The sequence below is a fragment of the Tindallia californiensis genome (genome assembly GCF_900107405.1).
GTDB classification, from domain to species: Bacteria; Bacillota; Clostridia; order Peptostreptococcales; family Tindalliaceae; genus Tindallia; species Tindallia californiensis.
In genome coordinates, this window is the sequence record NZ_FNPV01000011.1 from 1 (window position 1) to 23,228 (window position 23,228).

At 39.2% G+C, this 23,228-nt stretch carries 41 protein-coding genes; 39 read left to right on the plus strand and 2 right to left on the minus strand.

The genetic code is table 11. The features are described 5' to 3' along the window. The 39 genes from BLV55_RS13190 to rpsI form a co-directional block, all read left to right on the plus strand. Positions 1–464 (plus strand): EF-Tu C-terminal domain-related protein (locus tag BLV55_RS13190; protein WP_242870132.1); only part of this gene is annotated, 464 nt, incomplete at its 5' end. A gap of 400 nt (positions 465–864) precedes the next feature. Then, on the plus strand, positions 865–1,179 hold the full coding sequence (rpsJ, locus tag BLV55_RS13195; protein ID WP_093315239.1) for a 30S ribosomal protein S10: 315 nt from the start codon (positions 865–867) through the stop codon (positions 1,177–1,179). 97 nt (positions 1,180–1,276) lie between these two features. Beyond that, entirely contained in the window at positions 1,277–1,912 is a 636-nt protein-coding gene (gene rplC, locus BLV55_RS13200) for a 50S ribosomal protein L3 (protein ID WP_093315241.1), read from the plus strand. Between the two features lie 20 nt (positions 1,913–1,932). Next, complete coding sequence (gene rplD, locus BLV55_RS13205; protein WP_093315243.1) at positions 1,933–2,556, plus strand: 50S ribosomal protein L4; 624 nt, start codon at positions 1,933–1,935, stop codon at positions 2,554–2,556. Beyond that, positions 2,556–2,846 carry a 50S ribosomal protein L23 gene (gene rplW / locus BLV55_RS13210; protein ID WP_093315245.1) on the plus strand — a complete coding sequence of 97 codons (291 nt, stop codon included), beginning with the start codon at positions 2,556–2,558 and terminating at the stop codon, positions 2,844–2,846. Before rplD ends, rplW begins: the two co-directional genes overlap by 1 nt. A 28-nt stretch (positions 2,847–2,874) precedes the next feature. Continuing rightward, entirely contained in the window at positions 2,875–3,708 is an 834-nt protein-coding gene (rplB, locus tag BLV55_RS13215; RefSeq protein ID WP_093315247.1) for a 50S ribosomal protein L2, read from the plus strand. A gap of 51 nt (positions 3,709–3,759) precedes the next feature. Further along, positions 3,760–4,041: a 30S ribosomal protein S19 gene (gene rpsS / locus BLV55_RS13220; protein WP_093315249.1), complete on the plus strand. Its 282-nt coding sequence runs from the start codon at positions 3,760–3,762 to the stop codon at positions 4,039–4,041. 33 nt (positions 4,042–4,074) lie between these two features. After that, positions 4,075–4,422, plus strand: coding sequence for a 50S ribosomal protein L22 (gene rplV, locus BLV55_RS13225; RefSeq protein ID WP_176968418.1), 348 nt, complete (start codon positions 4,075–4,077; stop codon positions 4,420–4,422). 1 nt (position 4,423) lies between these two features. Beyond that, positions 4,424–5,110 (plus strand): 30S ribosomal protein S3, encoded by a 687-nt coding sequence (gene rpsC / locus BLV55_RS13230; RefSeq protein WP_093315253.1) that lies wholly within the window; start codon positions 4,424–4,426, stop codon positions 5,108–5,110. A gap of 58 nt (positions 5,111–5,168) precedes the next feature. Beyond that, positions 5,169–5,612: a 50S ribosomal protein L16 gene (rplP, locus tag BLV55_RS13235; RefSeq protein ID WP_093315254.1), complete on the plus strand. Its 444-nt coding sequence runs from the start codon at positions 5,169–5,171 to the stop codon at positions 5,610–5,612. After that, the gene (gene rpmC, locus BLV55_RS13240; protein ID WP_093315256.1) at positions 5,602–5,799 is read left to right on the plus strand and encodes a 50S ribosomal protein L29; all 198 of its coding nucleotides are present in this window, start codon (positions 5,602–5,604) and stop codon (positions 5,797–5,799) included. The genes rplP and rpmC overlap by 11 nt, the downstream gene beginning before the upstream one ends. 48 nt (positions 5,800–5,847) lie before the next feature. After that, positions 5,848–6,102: a 30S ribosomal protein S17 gene (gene rpsQ, locus BLV55_RS13245; RefSeq protein WP_093315258.1), complete on the plus strand. Its 255-nt coding sequence runs from the start codon at positions 5,848–5,850 to the stop codon at positions 6,100–6,102. Between the two features lie 27 nt (positions 6,103–6,129). Further along, the gene (rplN, locus tag BLV55_RS13250) at positions 6,130–6,498 is read left to right on the plus strand and encodes a 50S ribosomal protein L14 (RefSeq protein ID WP_093315260.1); all 369 of its coding nucleotides are present in this window, start codon (positions 6,130–6,132) and stop codon (positions 6,496–6,498) included. A 16-nt stretch (positions 6,499–6,514) separates the two neighbouring features. Then, the gene (gene rplX, locus BLV55_RS13255) at positions 6,515–6,826 is read left to right on the plus strand and encodes a 50S ribosomal protein L24 (RefSeq protein WP_093315262.1); all 312 of its coding nucleotides are present in this window, start codon (positions 6,515–6,517) and stop codon (positions 6,824–6,826) included. A 29-nt stretch (positions 6,827–6,855) separates the two neighbouring features. After that, the gene (rplE, locus tag BLV55_RS13260) at positions 6,856–7,395 is read left to right on the plus strand and encodes a 50S ribosomal protein L5 (protein WP_093315264.1); all 540 of its coding nucleotides are present in this window, start codon (positions 6,856–6,858) and stop codon (positions 7,393–7,395) included. Positions 7,396–7,417: 22 nt separating this feature from the next. Next, a complete protein-coding gene (locus BLV55_RS13265; protein ID WP_093315266.1) occupies positions 7,418–7,603 on the plus strand; it encodes a type Z 30S ribosomal protein S14 in 186 nt (61 codons plus the stop codon). Between the two features lie 21 nt (positions 7,604–7,624). Then, positions 7,625–8,023 (plus strand): 30S ribosomal protein S8, encoded by a 399-nt coding sequence (gene rpsH, locus BLV55_RS13270; RefSeq protein ID WP_093315268.1) that lies wholly within the window; start codon positions 7,625–7,627, stop codon positions 8,021–8,023. A gap of 28 nt (positions 8,024–8,051) precedes the next feature. Continuing rightward, positions 8,052–8,591: a 50S ribosomal protein L6 gene (gene rplF, locus BLV55_RS13275; RefSeq protein ID WP_093315269.1), complete on the plus strand. Its 540-nt coding sequence runs from the start codon at positions 8,052–8,054 to the stop codon at positions 8,589–8,591. 23 nt (positions 8,592–8,614) lie between these two features. After that, on the plus strand, positions 8,615–8,983 hold the full coding sequence (gene rplR / locus BLV55_RS13280; RefSeq protein ID WP_093315271.1) for a 50S ribosomal protein L18: 369 nt from the start codon (positions 8,615–8,617) through the stop codon (positions 8,981–8,983). A 34-nt stretch (positions 8,984–9,017) separates the two neighbouring features. After that, a complete protein-coding gene (rpsE, locus tag BLV55_RS13285) occupies positions 9,018–9,524 on the plus strand; it encodes a 30S ribosomal protein S5 (protein WP_093315272.1) in 507 nt (168 codons plus the stop codon). A gap of 12 nt (positions 9,525–9,536) precedes the next feature. Beyond that, on the plus strand, positions 9,537–9,716 hold the full coding sequence (rpmD, locus tag BLV55_RS13290; RefSeq protein ID WP_093315274.1) for a 50S ribosomal protein L30: 180 nt from the start codon (positions 9,537–9,539) through the stop codon (positions 9,714–9,716). A gap of 17 nt (positions 9,717–9,733) precedes the next feature. Beyond that, on the plus strand, positions 9,734–10,177 hold the full coding sequence (gene rplO / locus BLV55_RS13295) for a 50S ribosomal protein L15 (RefSeq protein ID WP_093315276.1): 444 nt from the start codon (positions 9,734–9,736) through the stop codon (positions 10,175–10,177). Beyond that, positions 10,178–11,452: a preprotein translocase subunit SecY gene (gene secY / locus BLV55_RS13300; protein ID WP_093315278.1), complete on the plus strand. Its 1,275-nt coding sequence runs from the start codon at positions 10,178–10,180 to the stop codon at positions 11,450–11,452. Positions 11,453–11,517: 65 nt separating this feature from the next. After that, positions 11,518–12,171, plus strand: coding sequence for an adenylate kinase (locus tag BLV55_RS13305; RefSeq protein WP_093315279.1), 654 nt, complete (start codon positions 11,518–11,520; stop codon positions 12,169–12,171). Beyond that, on the plus strand, positions 12,168–12,914 hold the full coding sequence (gene map, locus BLV55_RS13310; RefSeq protein WP_093315281.1) for a type I methionyl aminopeptidase: 747 nt from the start codon (positions 12,168–12,170) through the stop codon (positions 12,912–12,914). The genes BLV55_RS13305 and map overlap by 4 nt, the downstream gene beginning before the upstream one ends. Positions 12,915–12,928: 14 nt before the next feature. Beyond that, on the plus strand, positions 12,929–13,213 hold the full coding sequence (locus BLV55_RS13315; protein WP_093315283.1) for a KOW domain-containing RNA-binding protein: 285 nt from the start codon (positions 12,929–12,931) through the stop codon (positions 13,211–13,213). Between the two features lie 17 nt (positions 13,214–13,230). Beyond that, the gene (gene infA / locus BLV55_RS13320) at positions 13,231–13,449 is read left to right on the plus strand and encodes a translation initiation factor IF-1 (protein ID WP_093315284.1); all 219 of its coding nucleotides are present in this window, start codon (positions 13,231–13,233) and stop codon (positions 13,447–13,449) included. A gap of 41 nt (positions 13,450–13,490) precedes the next feature. Next, a complete protein-coding gene (rpmJ, locus tag BLV55_RS13325; protein WP_093315286.1) occupies positions 13,491–13,604 on the plus strand; it encodes a 50S ribosomal protein L36 in 114 nt (37 codons plus the stop codon). Between the two features lie 126 nt (positions 13,605–13,730). Then, on the plus strand, positions 13,731–14,099 hold the full coding sequence (rpsM, locus tag BLV55_RS13330) for a 30S ribosomal protein S13 (protein WP_093315288.1): 369 nt from the start codon (positions 13,731–13,733) through the stop codon (positions 14,097–14,099). Positions 14,100–14,120: 21 nt separating this feature from the next. Further along, positions 14,121–14,519, plus strand: a complete 399-nt coding sequence (gene rpsK / locus BLV55_RS13335) for a 30S ribosomal protein S11 (protein ID WP_093315290.1) — start codon at positions 14,121–14,123, stop codon at positions 14,517–14,519. 28 nt (positions 14,520–14,547) lie between these two features. Beyond that, entirely contained in the window at positions 14,548–15,171 is a 624-nt protein-coding gene (gene rpsD / locus BLV55_RS13340) for a 30S ribosomal protein S4 (RefSeq protein ID WP_093315292.1), read from the plus strand. 73 nt (positions 15,172–15,244) lie between these two features. Next, the gene (locus BLV55_RS13345; RefSeq protein WP_093315294.1) at positions 15,245–16,195 is read left to right on the plus strand and encodes a DNA-directed RNA polymerase subunit alpha; all 951 of its coding nucleotides are present in this window, start codon (positions 15,245–15,247) and stop codon (positions 16,193–16,195) included. A 46-nt stretch (positions 16,196–16,241) separates the two neighbouring features. Further along, positions 16,242–16,583, plus strand: coding sequence for a 50S ribosomal protein L17 (gene rplQ / locus BLV55_RS13350; RefSeq protein WP_093315296.1), 342 nt, complete (start codon positions 16,242–16,244; stop codon positions 16,581–16,583). Positions 16,584–16,671: 88 nt separating this feature from the next. Beyond that, entirely contained in the window at positions 16,672–17,523 is an 852-nt protein-coding gene (locus tag BLV55_RS13355) for an energy-coupling factor transporter ATPase (protein WP_093315297.1), read from the plus strand. After that, positions 17,499–18,362, plus strand: a complete 864-nt coding sequence (locus tag BLV55_RS13360; RefSeq protein WP_093315299.1) for an energy-coupling factor transporter ATPase — start codon at positions 17,499–17,501, stop codon at positions 18,360–18,362. Before BLV55_RS13355 ends, BLV55_RS13360 begins: the two co-directional genes overlap by 25 nt. Further along, complete coding sequence (locus BLV55_RS13365) at positions 18,355–19,155, plus strand: energy-coupling factor transporter transmembrane component T family protein (RefSeq protein WP_093315301.1); 801 nt, start codon at positions 18,355–18,357, stop codon at positions 19,153–19,155. The genes BLV55_RS13360 and BLV55_RS13365 overlap by 8 nt, the downstream gene beginning before the upstream one ends. 16 nt (positions 19,156–19,171) lie before the next feature. Further along, positions 19,172–19,933, plus strand: a complete 762-nt coding sequence (gene truA / locus BLV55_RS13370; protein ID WP_207646086.1) for a tRNA pseudouridine(38-40) synthase TruA — start codon at positions 19,172–19,174, stop codon at positions 19,931–19,933. Between the two features lie 157 nt (positions 19,934–20,090). Beyond that, positions 20,091–20,519 (plus strand): 50S ribosomal protein L13, encoded by a 429-nt coding sequence (rplM, locus tag BLV55_RS13375; RefSeq protein WP_093315303.1) that lies wholly within the window; start codon positions 20,091–20,093, stop codon positions 20,517–20,519. Positions 20,520–20,549: 30 nt separating this feature from the next. Further along, complete coding sequence (gene rpsI, locus BLV55_RS13380) at positions 20,550–20,942, plus strand: 30S ribosomal protein S9 (RefSeq protein ID WP_093315305.1); 393 nt, start codon at positions 20,550–20,552, stop codon at positions 20,940–20,942. Between the two features lie 122 nt (positions 20,943–21,064). Here rpsI and BLV55_RS13385 read toward each other — a convergent pair whose 3' ends face one another. Both BLV55_RS13385 and BLV55_RS13390 read right to left on the minus strand, forming a co-directional pair. Next, positions 21,065–22,087 carry a tyrosine-type recombinase/integrase gene (locus tag BLV55_RS13385; protein ID WP_093315307.1) on the minus strand — a complete coding sequence of 341 codons (1,023 nt, stop codon included), beginning with the start codon at positions 22,085–22,087 and terminating at the stop codon, positions 21,065–21,067. Between the two features lie 330 nt (positions 22,088–22,417). Continuing rightward, on the minus strand, positions 22,418–23,158 hold the full coding sequence (locus BLV55_RS13390) for a hypothetical protein (protein WP_093315309.1): 741 nt from the start codon (positions 23,156–23,158) through the stop codon (positions 22,418–22,420). Positions 23,159–23,228: the final 70 nt, after the last annotated feature.

Consider the following 23,228-nt stretch of genomic DNA (forward strand, 5'->3'; position numbering starts at 1 on the left):
AAGTACAATTAGTAGGCTTGTCAGAAGAACCACGCAAGCTAGTAGTAACCGGAGTAGAAATGTTTAGAAAACTGTTAGACTTTGCACAAGCAGGAGACAACATTGGACTATTGCTACGAGGAATCCAACGAGATGAAATCGAAAGAGGACAAGTACTAGCTAAGACAGGAAGCATCAATCCACACACAAAATTCAAAGCCGAAGTATACGTATTGAAAAAAGAAGAAGGTGGCCGACACACGCCGTTTTTCGACGGATACCGCCCACAATTCTACTTTAGAACAACAGACGTAACAGGAAGCATCAAGCTACCAGAAGGAGTAGAGATGGTAATGCCAGGCGACAATATAACCATGGACATTGAACTAATCTCACCAATAGCCGTAGAAGAAGGACTAAGGTTTGCGATCCGAGAAGGTGGCCGAACCGTAGGGGCTGGCGTTGTTGCTGATATTCACGAGTAAATCTCAGCAATCAGACATCTAAGGTAACTTACTAAAAAGGCAGAAGAGAAAAGCTTCTGCCTTTTTCGATGTGAAAGATATTGAACCTAATGATTTCTTGAAAATTCCTTATAGAAATATAGAACCTTCGAAAGTCATGGTGGCAATAATAGAAGAAAAAATAAAAATAAACATTGAAAAAGCTTGCGTTCCTAAGAAAAATATTATAAAATAACTAAGTGTCCTTAATTATGCGATGAAGTGGAAGGTAGCTGAGCGATCAGGGAATTTCTGCTGAGCAAGTCGGATCAAAGAATCGGGCGACAGGCCATAATGCGTTTCGGATTAAAAAAAACACAACACACCCGGAGCAGTGTTCATGGTTCCGTCGCACAAAAGTGCGAATGGAGGAGGTTAAGTAATGGCGAAAAACAAACAAAAGATCAGAATTAGGTTAAAAGCGTACGATCATACGGTGCTAGACCAGTCAGCTGTTAAGATTGTTGAAACAGCGAAAAGAAGTGGTGCTAATGTTTCAGGTCCAATTCCGCTGCCGACTGAAAAGCAGGTAGTGACGATATTGAGATCTGTTCATAAACACAAAGATTCCAGAGAACAATTTGAAATGCGTACGCATAAACGATTGATCGATATTTTGAGCCCAACGCCTAAAACGGTTGATTCATTAATGAAATTGGATTTACCGGCTGGCGTCGATATCGAAATCAAGCTATAAGTCAACTAAAAGCAGCGAGTTTGATAGATAAACACACGGATCATTCTTAGGATGATTGCTACGCAATCCGCTGTAAGATTATCAGGAGGTGTCAGAGATGAAAGGTATTATAGGGAGAAAAGCAGGTATGACACAGGTGTTTGACGACTTAGGGAATGTGACACCTGTAACGGTTATTACTTTCGAGACGAATGTAATAACACAAATCAAGACAAAAGAAAAAGACGGGTACAATGCGATTCAGATAGCTACGGAAAATGCGAAAGAACATCGTGTTATCAAGCCTTTGAAAGGTCATTACCAGAAGGCTGGGGTAAGCTTGAAAAAGTATATGAAAGAGCTTCGCGTCAAAGATGTAAGTGGCTTTGAGATTGGACAGGAAATTAACGCAAGCACTTTTGAAGCTGGTGACAAAGTTGATATTACTGGAAAATCAAAAGGTAAGGGCTTTCAGGGTGTTGTTAAAAGACACAACCAAAGCACAGGTCCTATGACTCATGGGTCCCACTTTCAGAGATTGCCTGGATCAATGGGAGCGTCCGCTTCTCCGAGTCGTGTATTCAAAGGAAAGAAACTGCCTGGACAAATGGGTGCTGCAAGAGTGACTGTGCAAAACCTTGAAGTGATTCGGGTGGATGAGGGGAAAAATGCAATCCTAGTAAAAGGTGCTGTGCCAGGACCTAAAAAAGGGCTTGTGATGCTTCGCGAAGCAAGGAAAACAGAAGAAAAATAAAGTAGGAAGGAGGAACCGGAATGCCTAAAGTACCAGTGTATAATCTTTCAGGAGAAAAAGTTAGTGAGCTAGAGCTGTTAGAGTCTGTGTTTGGAGTAAAAGTGAATCAGCATGCGCTCCATGCTGTTGTGAAAAATCAACTTGCTAATAAAAGACAAGGCACCCAATCTGCTAAACTAAGGTCAGAAGTAAGGGGTGGAGGAAAAAAACCATGGAGACAAAAGGGAACCGGACGTGCTAGACATGGTTCGACAAATTCACCCATATGGGTTGGCGGAGGAATTACCTTTGCTCCTAAGCCTAGAGATTATCGATACAAATTACCAAAAAAACTAAGAAGATTAGCAATGAAATCTGCTTTAACAGCAAAAGTTAATGAAGAAGAGCTAATTGTGGTAGACAATCTAACATTGCAAGAAATTAAGACAAAAGAAATGCATAACATCTTAAAAAACTTAAATGCAGGCGAAAAAGCGTTGATTGTTCTTGATCAAAAAGACGATATAATTATTCGTTCGGCCAGGAATATACCGGGTGTAGAAACAACTTTAGTAAATACGCTGAACGTTTATGACATTTTGAAATACGATAAATTTGTGATAACGAAAAGTGCCGTTGAAAAAGTGGAGGAGGTGTACGCATAATGTTTGATCCATATAGCGTGATCACCAGACCTCTCGTGACTGAACAAAGCATGAGTGACATGGGTGAGAAAAAATACGTTTTTGTTGTTAAGAAAGATGCAAATAAGACTGAAATTAAAAATGCCGTTGAAAAAATATTTTCTGTAAAAGTTCGCAAAGTCAATACGATGAACATGCGAGGTAAAACCAAGAGAATGGGTCGACATGTTGGTAAAAGACCTTCGTGGAAAAAAGCGATTGTAATGCTAACGGAAGACAGTAATGAAATTGAGTTTTTTGAAGGAGTATAATTAACGGCTTTATGGAGGAGGGATAGACATGCCGATTAAAAAGTACAAACCGACTTCCCCAGCCAGGAGACATATGACAGTTTCCACGTTTGAAGAATTGTCAAAAGTGGAACCGGAAAAGTCGCTGTTGGCTAAAAACAACAGAACGGGTGGTCGTAACAGTCAAGGAAAGATTACAGTAAGGCATCGTGGTGGCGGTGCAATGCATAAATATAGAATTATTGATTTCAAACGAAACAAGGATGGAATACCGGCAAAAGTAGCTACCATAGAATATGATCCCAACAGAAGTGCTAACATAGCGTTGTTGCATTATGTAGATGGAGAAAAACGATACATTCTTGCACCTAACAAACTAAAAGTGGGTGACAAAGTGGAGTCGGGGGAAGCAGTCGATATTCAGATTGGTAACGCAAAACCACTAAAAAGCATTCCAGTAGGAACGATTGTACACAATATAGAAATGAAACCAGGAAAAGGCGGTCAAATTGCACGTTCTGCAGGGAACTCAGCTCAATTAATGGCGAAAGAAGGCAAGTATGCACTACTGAGAATTCCTTCTGGAGAAATTCGCTACATCTTGAATGAATGTCGTGCAACTATTGGACAGGTTGGTAATATTGATCACGAAAACATTACTATTGGTAAAGCAGGAAGAAAAAGACATATGGGAATACGTCCAACAGTACGTGGATCAGTTATGAATCCAGTAGACCATCCTCATGGTGGTGGAGAAGGAAAAGCACCGATTGGCCGTCCAGGTCCATCAACTCCTTGGGGTAAACCAACACTGGGATACAAAACCAGAAAGAAAAACAAACAGTCAGACAAAATGATTGTCAGCAGACCGAAAAAGCGATAAGATACCAGACTGGTATAATAGAAAGAGTTGGTATTGAAAGGAGGAAGCTCATTGGCTAGATCAGCAAAAAAAGGACCTTTTGTACATGGGAAATTGCTTAAACAAATAGAAGAAATGAATGAGCAGGGAAGTAAAAAGGTAATTAAAACCTGGTCCAGAGCATCTACCATTTTTCCGCAAATGATAGGGCATACCATAGCGGTTCATGATGGACGCAAACATGTACCCGTTTATGTTACGGAAGATATGGTTGGACATAAACTTGGGGAATTTGCACTGACCAGAACCTATAGAGGTCATGATGACTCGGAAAAAACAACAAAGAGAAAATAATAACATTTAGGCATGTGGAAGGAGGTTGCGGCTATGGAAGCTAGAGCGATAGCCAGACATATACGTATAGCACCAAGAAAAGCTAAACTTGTAGCGGACTTGGTGAGAGGCAAACAAGTCAATGAAGCACTGGCGATTTTAAAGTTTACTCCAAAGGGCGCTTCACCGGTTATTGAGAAACTACTGCGCTCAGCTATTGCTAACGCAGAGAATAATCATAGCATGGATAAGGACGATCTTTATATTTCGGAAATATATGCGAATCAAGGACCAACAATGAAAAGGTTTCGGCCCAGAGCTCAGGGAAGGGCGACACAGATTCTAAAAAGAACGAGTCATATTGGTATTGTATTGCGCGAAAAACCAGATAAGGAGGGATAAGATGGGTCAGAAAGTTAACCCCCATGGGTTGAGAGTCGGAATTATCAAAGACTGGGATACAAAATGGTATGCTAACAAAAAAGACTTTGGTGATATTCTGATGGAAGACTGTAAAGTCCGGGAACATGTAAAGAAAAAATTGTTTACTTCCGGAATTTCTAAAATAGAGATAGAAAGAGCAGCGAATAACCGTATAAAGCTAAACATTCATACAGCGAAGCCTGGAATGGTTATTGGTAAAGGCGGACAAGGCGTAGACGAATTGCGAAAAAATGTGGAAAAAATGACAGGGAAAACCGCATTAATAAATGTTGTTGAAGTAAAAAGACCAGAAGTTGATGCTCAATTAGTAGCTGAAAACATCGCATTCTCCCTGGAGAGACGAGTTGCTTTCAGAAGAGCCATGAAACAAGCAATGCAAAGAGCTTTTCGTGCTGGAGCGAAAGGGGTTAAAGTATCTACGTCTGGGCGTTTAGGCGGAGCTGAAATGTCAAGGACTGAAGGGTACAACGAAGGTAATGTTCCTCTTCACACACTTAGAGCAGATATTGATTATGGATTTCATGAAGCAAATACTACTTACGGCAAACTAGGGGTAAAAGTTTGGATTTATAAAGGGGAAGTATTATCTACAGCGAAAGTGGCTGATGAAAAACCTCTAGAAAATCAAAAAAACAAATCCAATTAAAGATGCAATAATACAGCTAAATGCCTGAGCATCATGGTACAGGAAGGAGGAATCGTGCATGTTAATGCCCAAACGAGTAAAACGACGTCGCGTTTTCAGAGGAAAAATGAGTGGTCGTGCTAATAAAGGAAATACTATTTCATATGGTGATTACGGATTAATGTCTACAGAAGCTGCCTGGATCACCTCGAACCAAATTGAAGCAGCCCGTATTGCCATGACTCGATCCATCAAAAGAGGTGGTAAAGTCTGGATCAAAATCTTCCCACATAAACCAGTAACAAAAAAACCTGCAGAAACCAGAATGGGTGCCGGAAAAGGTTCGCCAGAATTTTGGGTAGCGGTAGTAAAACCGGGAAGAATTATGTTTGAGATTGCCGGAGTATCAGAAGAAAGAGCAAGAGAAGCAATGAGACTTGCGATGCATAAACTGCCGGTGAAATGTAAAATTGTTTCAAGAAGAGAACTTGAAGGAATAGGTGGTGAAGCTGATGAAAGCTAAAGTATTACGTGATATGTCAAGTGCAGAATTGAACCAGAAGATGGTTGATGCAAAAAGTGAGTTGTTCAACCTGCGCTTTCAGTTAGCCACAGGTCAGCTGGATAACCCCTTAAGGATCCGCCACGTGAAGAAAGACATCGCTCGTGTAAAAACTATTTTAAGACAACGTGAATTAGATCAAGGTTAATCAGTTAAACGATATCTGTGCATCCATCAAGGAAAGGAGGCCCTTATCTTGGAAAGAAATAAAAGAAAAACCCGGGTTGGATATGTAACGAGTAATAAAATGGATAAGAGTGTTGTTGTTTCGGTGAATAATATCGAATTGCATCCATTGTATGGAAAATCAATGAAACGTGTAAAGAAATACAAAGCCCATGATGAAGAAAACCAGTGCCAGATTGGCGATCGAGTTAGAATCATGGAAACCAGACCTTTGTCAAAGGACAAACGCTGGAGACTGGTTGAAATCATAGAAAAAGCTAAATAAGAGTAAATTCTGAAAGGAGGGGCCGCAATGATTCAGCAAGAGTCTAGGTTGAAAGCAGCGGACAATTCTGGTGCGAAAGAATTACAATGCATTCGTGTTCTTGGCGGTACCAGAAGAAGATATGCAAAGATCGGTGATGTCATCGTTTGTTCCGTAAAAAGCGCAACACCCGGTGGGGTTGTTAAAAAAGGTCAAGTAGTACGAGCGGTTGTAGTAAGAACAAAATCCGATTCTCGACGTAAAGACGGAACACATATTCGCTTTGATGAAAATGCAGCCGTTATTATAAAAGAGGATAAACAACCAATGGGTACTCGAATCTTCGGACCTGTTGCTCGAGAACTAAGAGAAAAAGAATTCATGAAAATAGTTTCCCTGGCACCGGAAGTATTATAACGAGGAGGTGTGCTGCATGAAGGTCAAAAAAGGAGACACGGTGATCTTAGTTTCCGGTAAAGATAAAGGTAAAACCGGAAAAATTTTGGAAGTATTTCCAAAAAAAGATCGCGTAATTGTCGAAGGAATCAATATGGTTAAAAAACATAAAAAACCTACACAAAAAGTTCAACAGGGTGGTATTGTTAATCAAGAAGCGCCTGTTCATGTATCGAATGTAATGTACTACGACAAAAAAACTGGTCAGGGGACAAAGATCGGATATAAAGTACTGGATACAAAAGAAAAAGTACGTGTAAGTAGAAAAACCGGAGAAGTCATTGACTAATAATCCGCTGAAAGGAGGTGCCACCGGTAATGGCAAGATTGAAAGAAACATATCTAAATGACGTGACGAAATCGATGATGGAAACATTTAATTATAAATCTGTAATGGAAGTGCCTAAACTAGAAAAGATTATCGTTAACATGGGTATCGGCGATGCGAAAGATAATGCTAAATCCTTAGAAGCAGCAGTTGGCGAGTTGACAATGATTGTTGGTCAAAAACCTGTGATTACAAGAGCAAAAAAATCTGTTTCTAACTTTAAGGTGCGTGAAGGAATGCCGGTTGGAGCAAAAGTAACCTTAAGAGGAAAAAAAATGTACGAATTTGCTGACCGACTGCTAAACGTTGCTCTTCCACGTGTTAGGGATTTTCGTGGGGTTAGTGCAAAAGCCTTTGATGGTCGAGGGAATTATTCTTTAGGGATTAAAGAACAGTTAATCTTCCCGGAAATCGAATATGATAAAGTTGAAAAAGTAAGAGGGATGGATATAATATTTGTAACAACAGCGAAGACGGATGAAGAGTCTCGCGAATTATTGAAATTGATGGGAATGCCGTTTGAAAAGTAAGAAGTAAAGGAGGCGCAGGCCAGTGGCAAAAAAATCACTGATAGTAAAGCAACAGCGAAAGCCTAAGTTTTCCACACAGGCGTATAGTCGATGCAAGCGTTGTGGAAGACCTCATGCATATTTAAGAAAGTTTGGCATTTGTCGAATTTGTTTTAGAGAACTGGCATATAAAGGACAAATACCAGGGGTTAGAAAAGCCAGCTGGTAGATTCGGAAGGAGGGAAACGCCATGACAATGACTGATCCATTGGCAGATATGCTGACACGTATCAGAAATGCGAGTGCTGTAAAGCATGAATCGGTTGATGTTCCTGCATCAAACATAAAGAAAGAAATTGCGCGATTACTGTTGGAAGAAGGCTTCATTAAGAGTTATGATGCTATCGAAGACGGGAAACAGGGACTGATTCGGATTCAGTTAAAATATGGAAAGAACGAAGAAAAGGTTATTTCAGGGATTAAAAGAATCTCTAAACCAGGATTACGTGTATATGCTAATAAAGATGATGTGCCAAGAGTTCTTGGTGGTTTAGGAGTAGCTATTATCTCCACTTCAAAAGGACTGGCAACAGATAAGCAGGCACGAGAAGCTGGTGTAGGTGGAGAAGTAATCGCTTACGTTTGGTAAGAAATGTTAGATACAAGGAGGTGGAACCATGTCTAGAATCGGTAAAAAAGCTATTCAACTGCCGCAAGAAGTAAATGTGACAGTTGATGATAATAATTATGTAACGGTGAAAGGTCCACTAGGAACGCTTAGTGAACAAATCAATAAAGATATGATTATTTCTCGAGAAGAAGATGAAATTCTTATCAAAAGACCTTCTGACAATAAAAAGCATAAATCTTTACATGGACTAACTCGTTCGCTAATCGCCAATATGGTACACGGCGTAACGAAAGGTTATGAAAAGAAACTGGAAATTGTCGGGGTAGGATATAGAGCTGTTAAGCAGGGGAATCAAATTGTTCTCAGTCTTGGATATTCCCACACCATCGAACTTACAGCACCGGAAGGAATTACAATAGAAGCACCAACGCAAACAGAAGTAGTGGTTAAGGGTATTGATAAGCAACGAGTAGGTAATTATGCAGCGAAAATAAGAGCGTATCGCAAGCCTGAACCATATAAAGGAAAAGGTGTTCGCTATGCCGGCGAATATATAAGACGTAAAGAAGGAAAAACAGGTAAATAGTGTAATGAAAGGGGTGTCAAAAGTTGCTCAAAAAGCCCAGCAAAAATAGTCTGAGATTAAAACGACACAAAAGACTACGTAATAAAGTGAGTGGTACGCCACAGCGACCAAGATTAAATGTTTATAGAAGCTTAAACAATATTTATGCACAAGTTATTGATGACATTAACGGAAAAACACTGGTTGCTGCTTCATCCTTAGAAAAAGAAGTGAAAGATCAGGTTAAATCCTGTGCATCAAAAGAAGCGTCAGCTCTTGTTGGTAAAATTGTTGCACAGAGAGCTGTGGAACAGGGAATAACAGAAGTAACTTTCGATCGTGGTGGGTACATTTACCATGGACGTGTTAAATCATTGGCAGATAGTGCCAGAGAAGCCGGATTGAAGTTTTAGGGAGACTGGTATTATTAAAGAAGGAGGGTAATTAATGCAGAAGGACCGAATCGACGCTTCACAACTTGACATCAAAGAGCAGGTTGTTGATATACGACGTGTCACCAAGGTAGTAAAAGGTGGACGCAACTTTCGATTTGCAGCTATTGTCGTTGTTGGAGACGAAAATGGACATGTAGGAATAGGATCTGGAAAAGCAATGGAGATTCCAGATGCAATTCGAAAAGGAATAGATGATGCTAAAAAGAATATGATTCAAGTTCCAACAAAAGGAACTACGATACCTCATGAAGTGCGAGGACATTTCGGAGCTGGTAAAGTACTAATTATGCCGGCTGTTGAAGGTACTGGTATCATTGCGGGTGGACCAGTACGTTCTGTTTTGGAACTGGCTGGACTTAAAGATGTAAGAGCTAAATCGCTAGGTTCTAACAACTCAAGAAACATGGTCAATGCAACAATGGCGGGATTGAAAGAACTAAAAAGAGCGGATGAAGTTGCTCGCCTGCGGGGAAAATCCGTGGAAGAAATTTTGGGTTAGGAGTGAACTGTTATGGCAACAATAAAAATCAAGTTGACTAAAAGCCTGATCGGAAGACTTCCCAAGCAGCGTAAAACGGCAGAGGCCCTGGGATTGAAAAAAATCGGACAGGTAGTAGAAAAAGAAAACAATCCTTCTATCATGGGTATGGTTGAAACTGTAAAACACATGGTAGAAGTAGAAGAAGCTTAATAACAGGAGGTGGGAACATGAAACTGCATGAACTGAAACCAGCAGCGGGCGCTGTAACAAAGCCTAAACGCAAAGGAAGAGGTACAGGATCTGGCTTGGGCAAAAGCGCCGGTCGTGGTGGGGACGGACAACGTTCAAGAAGCGGCGGTGGTGTTAGACCTGGTTTTGAAGGTGGACAAATGCCTCTAGCTCGTCGCATTCCCAAACGAGGGTTTACTAATATCTTCAAAAAGCAGTATAACTTGATCAACATTGATGATTTGAATGTTTTTGATGATAACACAGAAATAACGGCAGAGTTGTTAAAAGAAAAAGGACTCATTAAAAAGATTGAAAAAAATGGGTTGAAAATTTTAGGCGATGGAGAACTTACTAAAAAATTAACTGTCAAAGCTACAAAGTTTACAAAATCTGCAGCAGATAAAATAGAAAGTGCCGGCGGAAAGGCAGAGGTGATTTAATTGCTTGAAACCCTGAGAAATGCCTGGAAAATCCCAGACCTGCGAAAGAAAATGACATTTACAATGCTGATGTTAATGATTTTCCGACTCGGGGCCGTTATTCCGGTACCGGGAGTTAACATTGACTATGTTAGGAACATTGTTGAAAACGCAGGTCTCTTATCCATGTTTGACATGTTCTCTGGTGGCGCTTTTGGGAATATGACGATTTTTGCACTTAGTATTACGCCTTATATCACAGCGTCCATTATTATGCAACTTTTGACGATTGCTATTCCAGCTTTGGAAGAATTATCGAAGGAAGGCGAAGAAGGGCGAAAAAAAATTGCACAATATATCCGATATGGAACAGTGATTTTAGCTTTCATACAAGCTACTGGCATCAGTGTGGGCTTGTTTAGAGGAGCTTTAATTCAAAGAGATACATTTAGTATTATTGTTGTTGTTTTAACATTAACAGCTGGTACAGCTTTCTTGATGTGGCTGGGTGAACAAATAACTGAGCATGGTATTGGTAATGGGATCTCTCTCCTTATTTTTGCAGGAATTGTTTCCGGGATACCAGATGGCTTATATAGAACCTTCATGCTGACTAGCCAAGGAGAAATTCATATTATTTCTCTTGTCATATTTGCTGTTATTGCTCTATTGATTGTAGCTGGTGTTGTTGCTATTCAGGAAGGTCAGCGAAGAATACCAGTGCAATATGCAAAAAGAGTGGTAGGCAGAAAAATGTATGGGGGGCAAAGCACGCATATTCCGTTAAAGGTGAACCAAGCAGGAGTTATACCAGTAATATTTGCAATGTCGATTTTGGCATTTCCTCAAACAATAGCCTTCTTTGTCGGAGAAACTAGCGGGTTTGCCAGATTTGTTGAAAGATGGCTTTCGCCTGCAGGGAGTCCTGGTGTTTACGTATATGCGATATTGACAGCGACACTAATTATATTCTTTACGTATTTTTATACAGCTGTGACTTTTAACCCTGTTGAAATTGCTTCTAATATGAAGAAAAATGGTGGTTTTATACCGGGGATAAGACCTGGAAAACCAACGTCAGACTATTTAGGTAAAGTACTCAATAGAATCACCTTAGCAGGTGCTGTATTCTTAGCCTTTATTGCGATGATGCCAATGATTGTTTTGAATCTGACAGGTATGCCTGTTGCTTTTGGAGGAACAGCATTACTAATCGTTGTAGGGGTAGCCTTGGAAACAGTAAAACAAATTGAATCACAAATGATGATGAGGCACTATCAAGGATTCCTTAAGTAAAAAGCATCTCTAATCATAATGGAAACCAAAATGGTATGACAGGACCTTGGACAGGAGATGATACGATGAGAATAATTTTGCTAGGACCGCCAAATGCAGGAAAAGGGACACAAGCAAAAAAAATGGTGAAAGACCTTGGAATTCCTCAAATCTCAACAGGTGATATTTTTAGAAAAAACATTAAAGAAGGAACGCCCCTTGGAGTAAAAGCAAAAAACTACTTGGATGAAGGGCTCTTAGTACCAGATGAACTAGTTGTTGAGATTATAAAAGATCGTTTGAACCAAGAGGATTGCAAGGATGGATTTTTGCTAGATGGCTTTCCAAGGACAGTTGTTCAAGCTGAGGCGTTGGACAACTATCTGGATAGTCACGGTTTGAATTTAGACTTAGTTCTGAATATACATGTTGAAAAAGATGTTCTAATTGAAAGGGCCGTTGGCCGGCGTGTGTGCAAAAGCTGTGGAGCAACGTATCATATTGAATTTCAACCAGTGAAGGTCGCTGGTGTCTGTGATGCGTGCGGTGGTGAAGTTGCTCAAAGAGACGACGACAAAAGAGAGACTGCTGAAAAACGAATTAAAGTGTATTTTGATGAGACAGAGCCATTGATTGAATACTATGAATTGAAAAACTTGCTAATGACAATTGATGGTGAGAAAGCTATAGAGATCGTTACCCATAGCATCATGATGGCAGTAAAGGAAATTTCTAAATGATTTTTACACGTTCTGAACAAGAATTAATCCGAATGAGACGAGCAGGAGTCATTGTGGGTGAAGTCCACGAATTAATGAAACAACATGTGAGACCGGGGATCACTACCAGGGAACTGGATGAAATAGCTGAGGATCATATCAGGAATAGTGGGGCTGAGCCAGCATTTAAGGGGTATGGCGGCTTTCCGGCATCTATTTGTAGCTCCATTAATCATCAAGTAGTCCATGGAATACCTGGAAATGTTAAACTGACAGACGGTGATATTATAAGCATAGATACTGGTGCTCAGTTGGAAGGCTACTTTTCTGATGCAGCTAAAACCTACCCTGTTGGCAACATAAGCTCCGATGCTCAAAACCTCATTGACGTAACACGGCAAAGTTTCTATGAAGGACTAAAGTATGTACGAGAAGGTTGTCGATTGTCAGATATCTCCCATGCAATACAAACCTATGCTGAAAGTTACGGTTTTTCAGTCGTTAGAAATTATGTAGGACATGGGATTGGAACGGCTATGCATGAAGAACCTCAGATACCGAACTTTGGCTTACCTGGAAAAGGACCCAGGTTAAGAAAAGGCATGGTGTTGGCGATAGAACCGATGATCAATGCCGGTAGTTACAACGTACATGTCTTGCCTGATGGATGGACGGTTGTAACCGATGACGGTTCACTGTCAGCTCATTATGAGCATACCGTGGCCGTAACAGAAAATTTGCCGGAAATTTTAACAGGTTGTTGATAAGAGGTGAAACTGTGAAACAGCAGCAAGTAAGAGTGGGGCAAGTAGTACAGTCTAAAAAAGGTCGTGATCATGGACGGTATTTCGTCATTATTGATGTTTTAGATCCCGATTACGTATTGCTTGTTGATGGAAAACTTAGAAGACTTGATAAGCCTAAGAAAAAAAAGGTGAAACATTTTAAGGTCAGCAACCATATCTCGGAAGAAATTAAATGCAGAGTCGAGTCTGACAGTAAGTTAACTAATGCTTTAGTGAGAAAAGAAATAGAAAAGTTAATCGGCAATGAGATAGAGTAAGGAGGGTGAATGGTTGCATGTCAAAAAAAGATGTTATTGAAGTGGAAGGTACTGTTAAAGAAGCCTTACCAAATGCAATGTTTGTTGTACAGTTAGAAAATGGACATGAGATTTTGGCTCATATTTCTGGCAAACTGAGAATGCACTTTATCAGAATTTTACCGGGAGACCAAGTGACAGTGGAACTGTCTCCCTACGACCTAAAGCGTGGACGAATCACCTGGCGTAAAAAATAAGATCCTGCCACGTGTATGTAATGAATTAAGGAGGGGTTGTTTTGAAAGTACGAGCTTCCGTAAAACCAATGTGCGAAAAATGTCAGGTGATCCGAAGAAGCGGTAAAGTGATGGTCATCTGCCAAAACACAAAACACAAGCAAAAGCAAGGATAATAAGGATTTTCAGGGTGCGGCTGAATCAGTAATCCTGATTCCCTGTAAATAGAAACTGGACGCTAGGTCCTTTGAAATCGATGTGAATTTTACTATGATTAAAGAAAGCAGGAGGTGTATTGTTTAATGGCAAGAATTGCTGGTGTGGATTTACCCAGAGATAAACGTGTTGAAGTGGGACTAACCTATATTTTTGGTATAGGAAGAACAAAGTCAAATGAAATTTTGACAAATACTGGTATCAATCCTGACACAAGAATAAAAGATCTGACAGAAGAAGAAATCAACTCTTTGAGAAAGAAAATTGATGCTGACTATACAGTTGAAGGTGATCTTCGAAGAGAAGTTTCACTGAATATTAAAAGACTGAAAGAAATTCGTTGCTATCGAGGAATTAGACATATTAAAGGACTTCCGCTACATGGTCAAAAAACAAAAACCAATGCAAGAACATGTAAAGGTCCGAAAAGAACCGTTGGACGCAAGAAAAAATAGGGTGTAAGGAGGGAAGATTGAATGGCGAAAGCAGTTAGAAAAAAGACTTCAAGAAGAAGAAAAGAAAAGAAGAATATAGAACGTGGTCAGGCGCATATCCAGTCCACTTTTAATAACTCGATTATTACGCTTACAGATACTAGTGGTAACACTTTAGCCTGGGCTAGCTCTGGTCAGCTTGGATTTAAAGGTTCCAGAAAGTCAACTCCTTATGCAGCACAAATGGCAGCTGAAGCGGCTGCAAAAACAGCTATGGAGCATGGATTGAAAACGGTAGAAGTATTTGTTCGTGGGCCAGGATCAGGAAGAGAAGCGGCAATTCGATCCTTACAGGCAGCTGGACTGGAAGTAAGTATGATTAAGGACGAAACTCCAATTCCACATAATGGTTGCCGTCCACCTAAAAGAAGACGTGTATAGATTATAATCAAGGAGGTGTATTCATTAAATGGCAAGATATACAGCAGCGGTATGCAGATTATGCCGCAGAGAAGGTATGAAATTATACTTAAAAGGCGATCGATGCTATACAGATAAATGTGCGATCAATAAACGTAATATGGCTCCGGGCCAGCATGGTACCAGTCGTAAAAAACTATCAAACTATGGAATTCAACTTAGAGAAAAACAAAAAGCAAAAAGATTTTACGGAGTGTTGGAAACTCAATTCCGGAACTACTTTGAAATGGCCGATCATCAAAAAGGAATTACTGGTGAAAATTTGCTAAGAATTCTTGAATCAAGGTTAGATAATGTAGTATACCGTATGGGCCTTGCAGCTTCAAGAGCTCAGGCGAGACAATTAGTAGTCCATGGCCATTTTATGGTTAATGGAAGAAAAGTTGATATTCCGTCTTACCTTGTAAAAGTCGGTGATGAAATTATTGTTTCAGAAAGATCCAAAGGCCTTCCTAAATTCAAGGCACAGATTGAAGAAGCAAAAGGAAACGCTCCGGAATGGTTATCAGTAGACGTTGAAAACCTTCGCGGAAAAGTGGTTTCTATGCCAAGTCGAGAAGATATTGACCTGCCTATTTCAGAAAACCTTATTGTGGAGCTTTACTCCAAATAATTGAAATACAGGACATGATTGCCCTCAACGGTAATAAGGAAACCCGGGGAATCCAAAGGAGGGTCTTATTCGAATGATCGAAATGGAAAAACCGAAAATAGAAATGCTGGAATTGGATGAAAATCAGAAATATGGCAAGTTTGTCATTGAGCCACTGGAAAGAGGATATGGTACTACTTTGGGTAATTCCATGAGAAGAATTATGTTATCTTCACTTCCTGGTGCGGCTGTCACCTCTGTTCATATTGAAGGAATTCTTCATGAGTATGACAATGTAGAAGGTGTTAAAGAAGATGTTACAGAAATTATTCTGAATATCAAAGACCTATCGATCAAAGTCCATGGAAATGAAGAAAAAACTCTTCGTATTGAAGCAGAGGGGGAAGGCGCCATTAATGCTGGCGATATCATTGCTGATGCAGATGTGGAAATTCTAAACCCTGAGATGCATATTGCTACTCTTGCAGAAGGTGCGCGTTTAAATATGGAGATGAATGTATCGCAAGGCAGGGGTTATGTAACGGCAGAAAACAACAAAACTCCGGGAATGCCGATTGGTGTTATACCGGTGGACTCTATATTTACCCCGGTAAAAAAAGTAAGCTACACGGTAAGTAATACTCGTGTGGGACAGATGACGGATTATGATAAGCTGGTGATTGAAGTGCACACTAATGCTAGCATAACACCAGAAGAATCGCTTTCGCTTTCGGCTAAAGTGATGACAGAACATCTTAATCTTTTTATTAATTTGACGGATCATGTAAATGATGTGGAAATAATGGTACAAAAAGAGGACGATGAAAAAGAAAAAGTCCTTGAAATGACCATTGAAGAACTTGATTTATCTGTTCGTTCATACAACTGTTTAAAGCGTGCCGGGATTAATACAGTAGAGGAATTAGCTGAAAAGAACGAAGAAGAAATGATGAAAGTTCGTAATCTAGGGAAAAAATCGCTGGAAGAAGTACAGAAAAAACTGATAGCGCTTGGATTGTCATTAAGAGATAAAGAAGAAGTATAACCAGCCTTATGATAGATAGCTATCATTAGCAAAGGAGGGAAATCCGATGGCAACATATAGAAAACTTGGAAGAAATAGTGGACACCGGGACTTAATGCTAAGAAACCTGGTTACAAGTTTGCTTAAGCATGGCAAGATACAAACTAGCATTACAAGAGCGAAAGAAACAAGAAGATTAGCAGAAAAAATGATTACTCTTGGAAAAAAAGGGGATCTTCATGCTCGTAGAAAAGCATTAGCCTATATAACAGAAGAAACTGTTGTAAAATCACTTTTCGATGATATAGCACCCAAATACCAGGAAAGAAACGGTGGTTACACCCGCATCCTGAAGCTTGGCAATAGAAAAGGTGACGGAACTGAAATGGTAATGATTGAAATGGTTTAATAGCCAATCTCGGGATTAAGTTGAAATGCTTAGTCCCTATTTTTTATTTTAGGATTAGTAACATTGAAACCTTAAGGGGTATTAATTTATGGAAAAAGAGCTTATGATGAATGTAGAAGGTGTAACATTTTTTTATAAAGGGCAGGACACGCAGTTGCTAGCCTTAGATCATATCAATTTATCCATTTCTGAAGGGGAGCATGTTGTCATCATAGGGCATAATGGCTCGGGAAAATCAACTCTGGCAAAACAAATGAATGCTCTTTTGTTGCCAGATCAAGGAACAGTAATGATTAAAGCCATGGATACACAGGACGAAAGTCAGCTGTGGAAAATAAGGCAAACAGCGGGGATGGTATTTCAAAATCCGGACAACCAAATTGTTGCGACAATTGTTGAGGAAGACGTTGCCTTTGGCCCTGAAAACCTGGGAGTTGATCCGCCAGGTATTAGAAAAAGAGTTGATGAATCCTTAAAGGCTGTAGATATGATGGATTTTGCTGCAAAAGCTCCTCATTTACTTTCAGGTGGGCAAAAACAACGCATAGCCATTGCCGGGGTTATTGCGATGAAGCCAAATTGTATTATTTTTGACGAGCCTACAGCTATGTTAGATCCATCTGGTCGGAAAGAAGTTATTAACACAATGAAAAAACTTAATCGAGAAGAAGGAATTACGATTATTCACATCACTCACTTTATGGAAGAAGCTGTTGATGCCGGAAGAATTATTGTCATGGAAGAAGGAAAACGAGTGATGGAAGGAGTACCTAAAGAAATATTTGCACAGGTCGACAAGCTGAAAATGTTAGGCCTAGATGTTCCGCAAATGACTGAATTAGCCCATGAACTGTCTAAATCAGGGATCGATGTGGATAAAAATATATTGACTGTTGAAGAGATGGTGGAGACATTATGTCGATTAAAATTGAAAACGTAAATCATATCTATAACCCGGGAAGTCCATTCCAAGCTAACGCTCTGTCAAATATTAACCTTGAAATCAAAAAAGGTGAGTTTGTTGGTCTGATAGGCCACACGGGGTCTGGGAAATCTACGTTAGTACAACACTTAAATGGGCTTTTAAGACCTACTTCTGGAAGTATTTGGATTGATGACCAGGATATTACAGCTTCTGGGGTGAAAATGAAAGATATTAGAAAAAAAGTAGGATTAGTATTTCAGTATCCCGAACATCAACTGTTTGAAGAAAGTGTTTATAAAGACATTGCCTTTGGACCGATAAATCTTGGATTAGCAAGTGAAGAAATAAATGATCGAGTGAAGGAAGCGATGGCGTTAGTCAATCTATCCTTTGAAGATTTGAAAGACAGATCTCCCTTTGATTTAAGTGGTGGACAGCGAAGAAGAGTGGCTGTTGCAGGGGTTTTAGCCATGAAACCAGAAATACTAATATTAGATGAACCTACAGCTAGTTTAGATCCCAGAGGGAGAGACGAAATTCTGGATCAAATACAGTTACTTCACCAAGAGTATCAACAAACAGTTATTCTTGTTTCTCATAGCATGGAGGATGTTGGACGCTTAGTGGAAAGAATTATCGTAATGGATCAAGGAGAGATTGCTCTTATTGGGAAACCGGGAGATATCTTTGCTCAATCAGAGAAACTAGAAAAGATGAGCCTAGGAGTGCCACAGATTTCAATGCTGATGAAAAGATTGAACCAAGAAGGACATCAGCTACCAGAAGAACTGTTTACGGTAGAGGATGCAAAAATGGCTATTTTGAAATGGTTGAGGAGAAAAGATCATGCTTAAAGACATTACGATAGGACAACATTACCCAACAGGATCTGTTATACATCAATTAGATCCAAGAACGAAAATAATGGGAACCTTTGCTTTTATGGCAGGGTTATTTCTAATACAATCATTTTCAGCCTATATAGCGGTTATTTTGCTTCTTGGAACCGTTATTTTAACATCACAAATCCCTTTCAACTATGTTCTAAAGGGATTAAGGCCATTGATGGTACTTATTTTTGTGACTTTTTTTATTAATCTTTTTATGACAAGAGGAGAAGCTATCTTAGGAATAGGACCACTAACCATCACAAGAGAAGGGCTTAACCAAGGGGTTTTTATGGCTATGCGGTTAATTTTCCTTATCGTTGGAACCTCTTTGTTAACCTTAACCACTTCGCCAATTACCTTGACAGATGGAATTGAGCATCTATTAAATCCACTGAGGAGGATAGGTGTTCCCGCTCATGAATTAGCTATGATGATGACGATTGCGTTGCGGTTTATACCAACTCTCTTGGAAGAAACAGACAAGATCATGAAAGCTCAAATAGCTCGAGGTGCAGATTTTGAAAGCGGCAATTTGATGAACCGGGCAAAAAGTTTGGTGCCTTTATTAGTACCTCTGTTTATTAGTTCTTTTCGGCGAGCGGATGATTTAGCGATGGCGATGGAAGCTAGATGTTATCGGGGTGGAGAAAATCGTACTCGTCTAAAAGCTCTAAGTTGGAAAAAACGAGATGCGTTAGCGCTAATGGTAATAGGAGGATATTTTATATTAATGCTTTTATTGCGTTATATGGGATAGTTGAGGTGTTCGCAAGGTGAGAAATCTAAAAATGACAATCGAGTACGATGGCACTAATTATTGCGGATGGCAAATCCAGAAAAATGGCAATAGTATTCAATCAGAGATCAACAATGCCCTTAATACTTTGACGGGGCAGAATGTGACCATAAATGGAGCTGGCAGAACAGATGCAAAAGTCCATGCTTTAGGACAGACTGCAAATTTTCATATTAGTTGCAGCATACCTACAGAAAAGTTTTCAGCCGCCTTAAACAGTAAATTACCAAAAGACATTGTTGTAACCAAAACAATTGAAGTGCCAAAGGATTTTCATGCGAGGTTTAGCGCTATTGGCAAACAGTACGAGTATAAGATTTACAACCACTTCTGTCGAAGCGCTATTAAGCATAACTATGTATGGTATTTTCCGTCAACTCTAGATATTGAACGGATGAAAGACGCATTACAATCTGTGGTAGGCACTCATGATTTTTCTCAGTTTATGGCAAGCGGAAGCGATGTGAAAGAGACAGTGCGCACCATTACACGTGCTGAAATACTTAGTAATGCAGAAGGAAAAGAGATATCTGTTATTTTTGAAGGTGACGGTTTTTTATATAAGATGGTACGCATGCTAGTAGCAGCAATAATAAAAATCGGGGTTTATAAGTCATCAAAAGAAGAGCTGGAAGCCAGGCTTTTCTCACAGCAACATTGCCAAAATAAATGGACAGCACCACCGGAAGGTTTGTTTCTCAATGAAGTGTATTACGATAAAAAAAATATGCATTGTTGATAAAATAGTATTGACACATTTGGAACAATAAGATAATATGTTAGAGTGTGTCTTGCTGATCCCGCCCCGGGTCAAAGATACCTTTATGAAATTATATAGGACAAGAATCATTTAGAGGATAGAATCGCAATTGTTCTTGCAATAAGGAGGTAATAAAATGAAATCATATATGGCTAAGCCAAAAGAGGTTGAGCGTAAATGGTATGTCGTAGATGCTGAAGGCAAAACTCTTGGTCGTCTTTCAACACAAATTGCCATGGTTTTGATGGGAAAGCACAAACCAGAGTATACTAGTCACATTGATACAGGCGATTACGTTATCGTAATAAACGCTGAAAAGGTAACATTGACCGGTAAAAAACTGGATCAGAAATTCCACGTTCGACACACAGGCTACCCAGGTGGTCAAAGAAAAGTATCATTGAGAAACGTACTTGACAAGCATCCTGAACGAGTGATAGAGCATTCTGTGAAGGGGATGCTTCCTAAGAACCGATTAGGTCGTCAAATGTATAAAAAGCTTAAAGTTTATGCCGGCAGTGAGCATGCACATCAGGCTCAGCAACCTGAAGCCTTGGAAGTGTAGAGACTTTTTTCAGAAAGGAGTTTTCGAAAGATGAGTAATGTAGTCTATTGGGGAACCGGACGACGAAAGACATCTGTTGCACGAGTTCGATTAGTACCTGGCGATGGTAGAATTATTATTAATGATAAAGATATCAATGAATATCTAAATTACGAAACGTTAAGAGAGCAAGTTAGAAGCCCGCTTGAAAAAACAAACACACTTAATAAGTACGATGTATTGGCTAGAGTGCATGGTGGCGGTTTTACAGGCCAATCCGGTGCACTAAGACACGGAATTGCCCGTGCGCTTGTGAAAGCTGATGGCGAATTGAAAGACACACTAAAAAAAGCAGGATATCTTACAAGAGATGCTCGTATGGTTGAGCGGAAAAAATACGGTCTTAAAAAAGCTCGTAGAGCTCCACAATTCTCGAAAAGATAATAAAAAAAACACTGGAAGCCCTCAAATTGTTGAAATTGGGGGCTTCTTATTTTATGAAAAGCTGTGAAAACCCACAAAAAAACCGTAACAACTAACATACAACTAACATGTAACTAACAAATCTAAATCTTATTAATTTCAATAATCAGTTCTCGAATATCTTTATGTGTGTAAACCTTATCAGTAATATCTTTACTGGCATGGCCCATGATTCTTTTGATACAAACCTTGTTTGCACCGGCAGAATCCATCAGACTGGCAAAGGTGTGCCGGCAATCATGAGGGCGATGACTCAGTTGCAGCTGCTCCATGACTCTCTTCCATTTTTCCTCGTAAAAATTCCAATAACGCATCTGCTCTCCCTTGTGGTTGGCAATAAAGAATTCATTTTCAGAGGACATTCTTTTCTCTATTAAGGGAACAATTTTTTCGTTTAGAGGAATCACCCTGTCCATGCTGTTTTCATTTTTAATTCCACCACGAAGATATCGTTCTTCCAGGTTAATGTCTTGATTTTTTATTGTAATCAGCTCTCCAGGTCGCATACCAGTATAAATCATAATAAGTATCGCATCAATATAATCCATCCGTTCAACATGATCCCACAGTAAATTAATTTCTTTCCCTGTAAATACTTCTCTCTTTTTGCCGATATCCTTTCTTCCTAAATCAACGAATTTTGAATAATCTCTGACATCAATATCGTTTTTAAGGGCATAAGCATACATTTGGTTAAACAAAACCTTAATTTTTTTCTTTGTGCCCCAGCCCTTGTCACAATTATCAATAACAGACTGAAGATGTGCGTGTTTAACATCAACAAATCTCATCTGATGCAGCTTTTCTGACTTTTTAAATGCTGCAGTATACCCCAGTTGATTACTCCTCGAAATCTTATCAAATTTTTCGTTTTTAAGCCTTTCGAATAATTCTTCAAAGGTCACAGTGGAAGCTTCTACGGAGTACGGGTTTTTATTATAATCAGAAAGGGCTGTAAGTGCTTCCTGACGTGTTTTATAATATCCGATGGTCTGACATACCTGTTCGCCTTCATCAGTCCATCCTGTTGTTTTTCTGGCGATCCATGGCCGTCTTCTATTTCCGCTTAATTTGTAAACTGTTCCATATCCATTTGGCAATCTCATTTTGTTTCTCCTTTCTTGGTCAGTGATGAAAATGTGTAATCATTTGCGTGATCTAAATAAGCGACCGACAAAACAATACTCAAAGTAAAACCCCGATATGCAAATGTATGTTCGATAATAATGTGAAAGAAAAAGCTGCCGAGGCAGCAATTGAGCACCGCGTGATAATACACACCATAATCTGTTGGAAGCTTTGAAATTATGATTTAAGAATTTTTTATAAAGATTAACTAATGCTCATCATAAAAATTACAAGCTTCAACTAAATTGCAACATATTTTTTTTCTCTCATCATCTGAGTTTAATGAATACTAATCAGGTTCACTAGTTTTATTCTTTGTAAAATAAGAGCTGTATAGAATTTGTTGGAACTAGAATTGGCTGTTCAAGTGATTTTGGCAATAATAAAGTGAAATCTTTTTCTACTTCAAAAGCATAAGCTTCGATCAGATTTCTCTTAAATAAATGCGGAAAAGAATCTTGAGCCGAAGTGCATTTTATTTGGCATAAAGGAAGGCTCATGATTTTTATGATTCCTAAAACAGCACCTATTACATACAAAACTAGTAACGTAGTAACCACTGCATAGAATAATGCAAAATGGAAATATAAATTATTTTGGTCCTCGTTGGAGGTTGATAAAACCTCTTGTATAAATTGTAGATTTAGTAAAGTAGTAAAGAAAGAAAGAGAAATTAAACAAATAACAGACAAACATACAATAGAAATTTTTATCTTGTCCGACATTTTTAGTGAAAAATAGAAAAAACGTTTCATTGTTTTGTGCGTAATAGTTACTACATTGAGAATTGCGAAGAGAAAAGCTAACAGAATTGTAAGAAATGAAAAATAAAATGGTTTTAAAAGGATATCAGAGTAATTGAATTTATAAATAATACAAAACGCAAGCAAGGATGGAGTTAGAAAAATTATTAACGGTGACAAGCCTCTAGTGTGGGGTCTATAGAGGGACCAGAATGACAGGCTGTTATTCCAAATATTTGAAGTAGCGACAACAGCTAATACAAAAAACATGAGAACAGTTGGGACAAGTTCTAATAAAGCACTCATTTTAAACATCCTTTCGAAAGTTAGATATTTTGGTCTGTGATTTACAAACTGCTGTAGTCTTTTTCTAGTT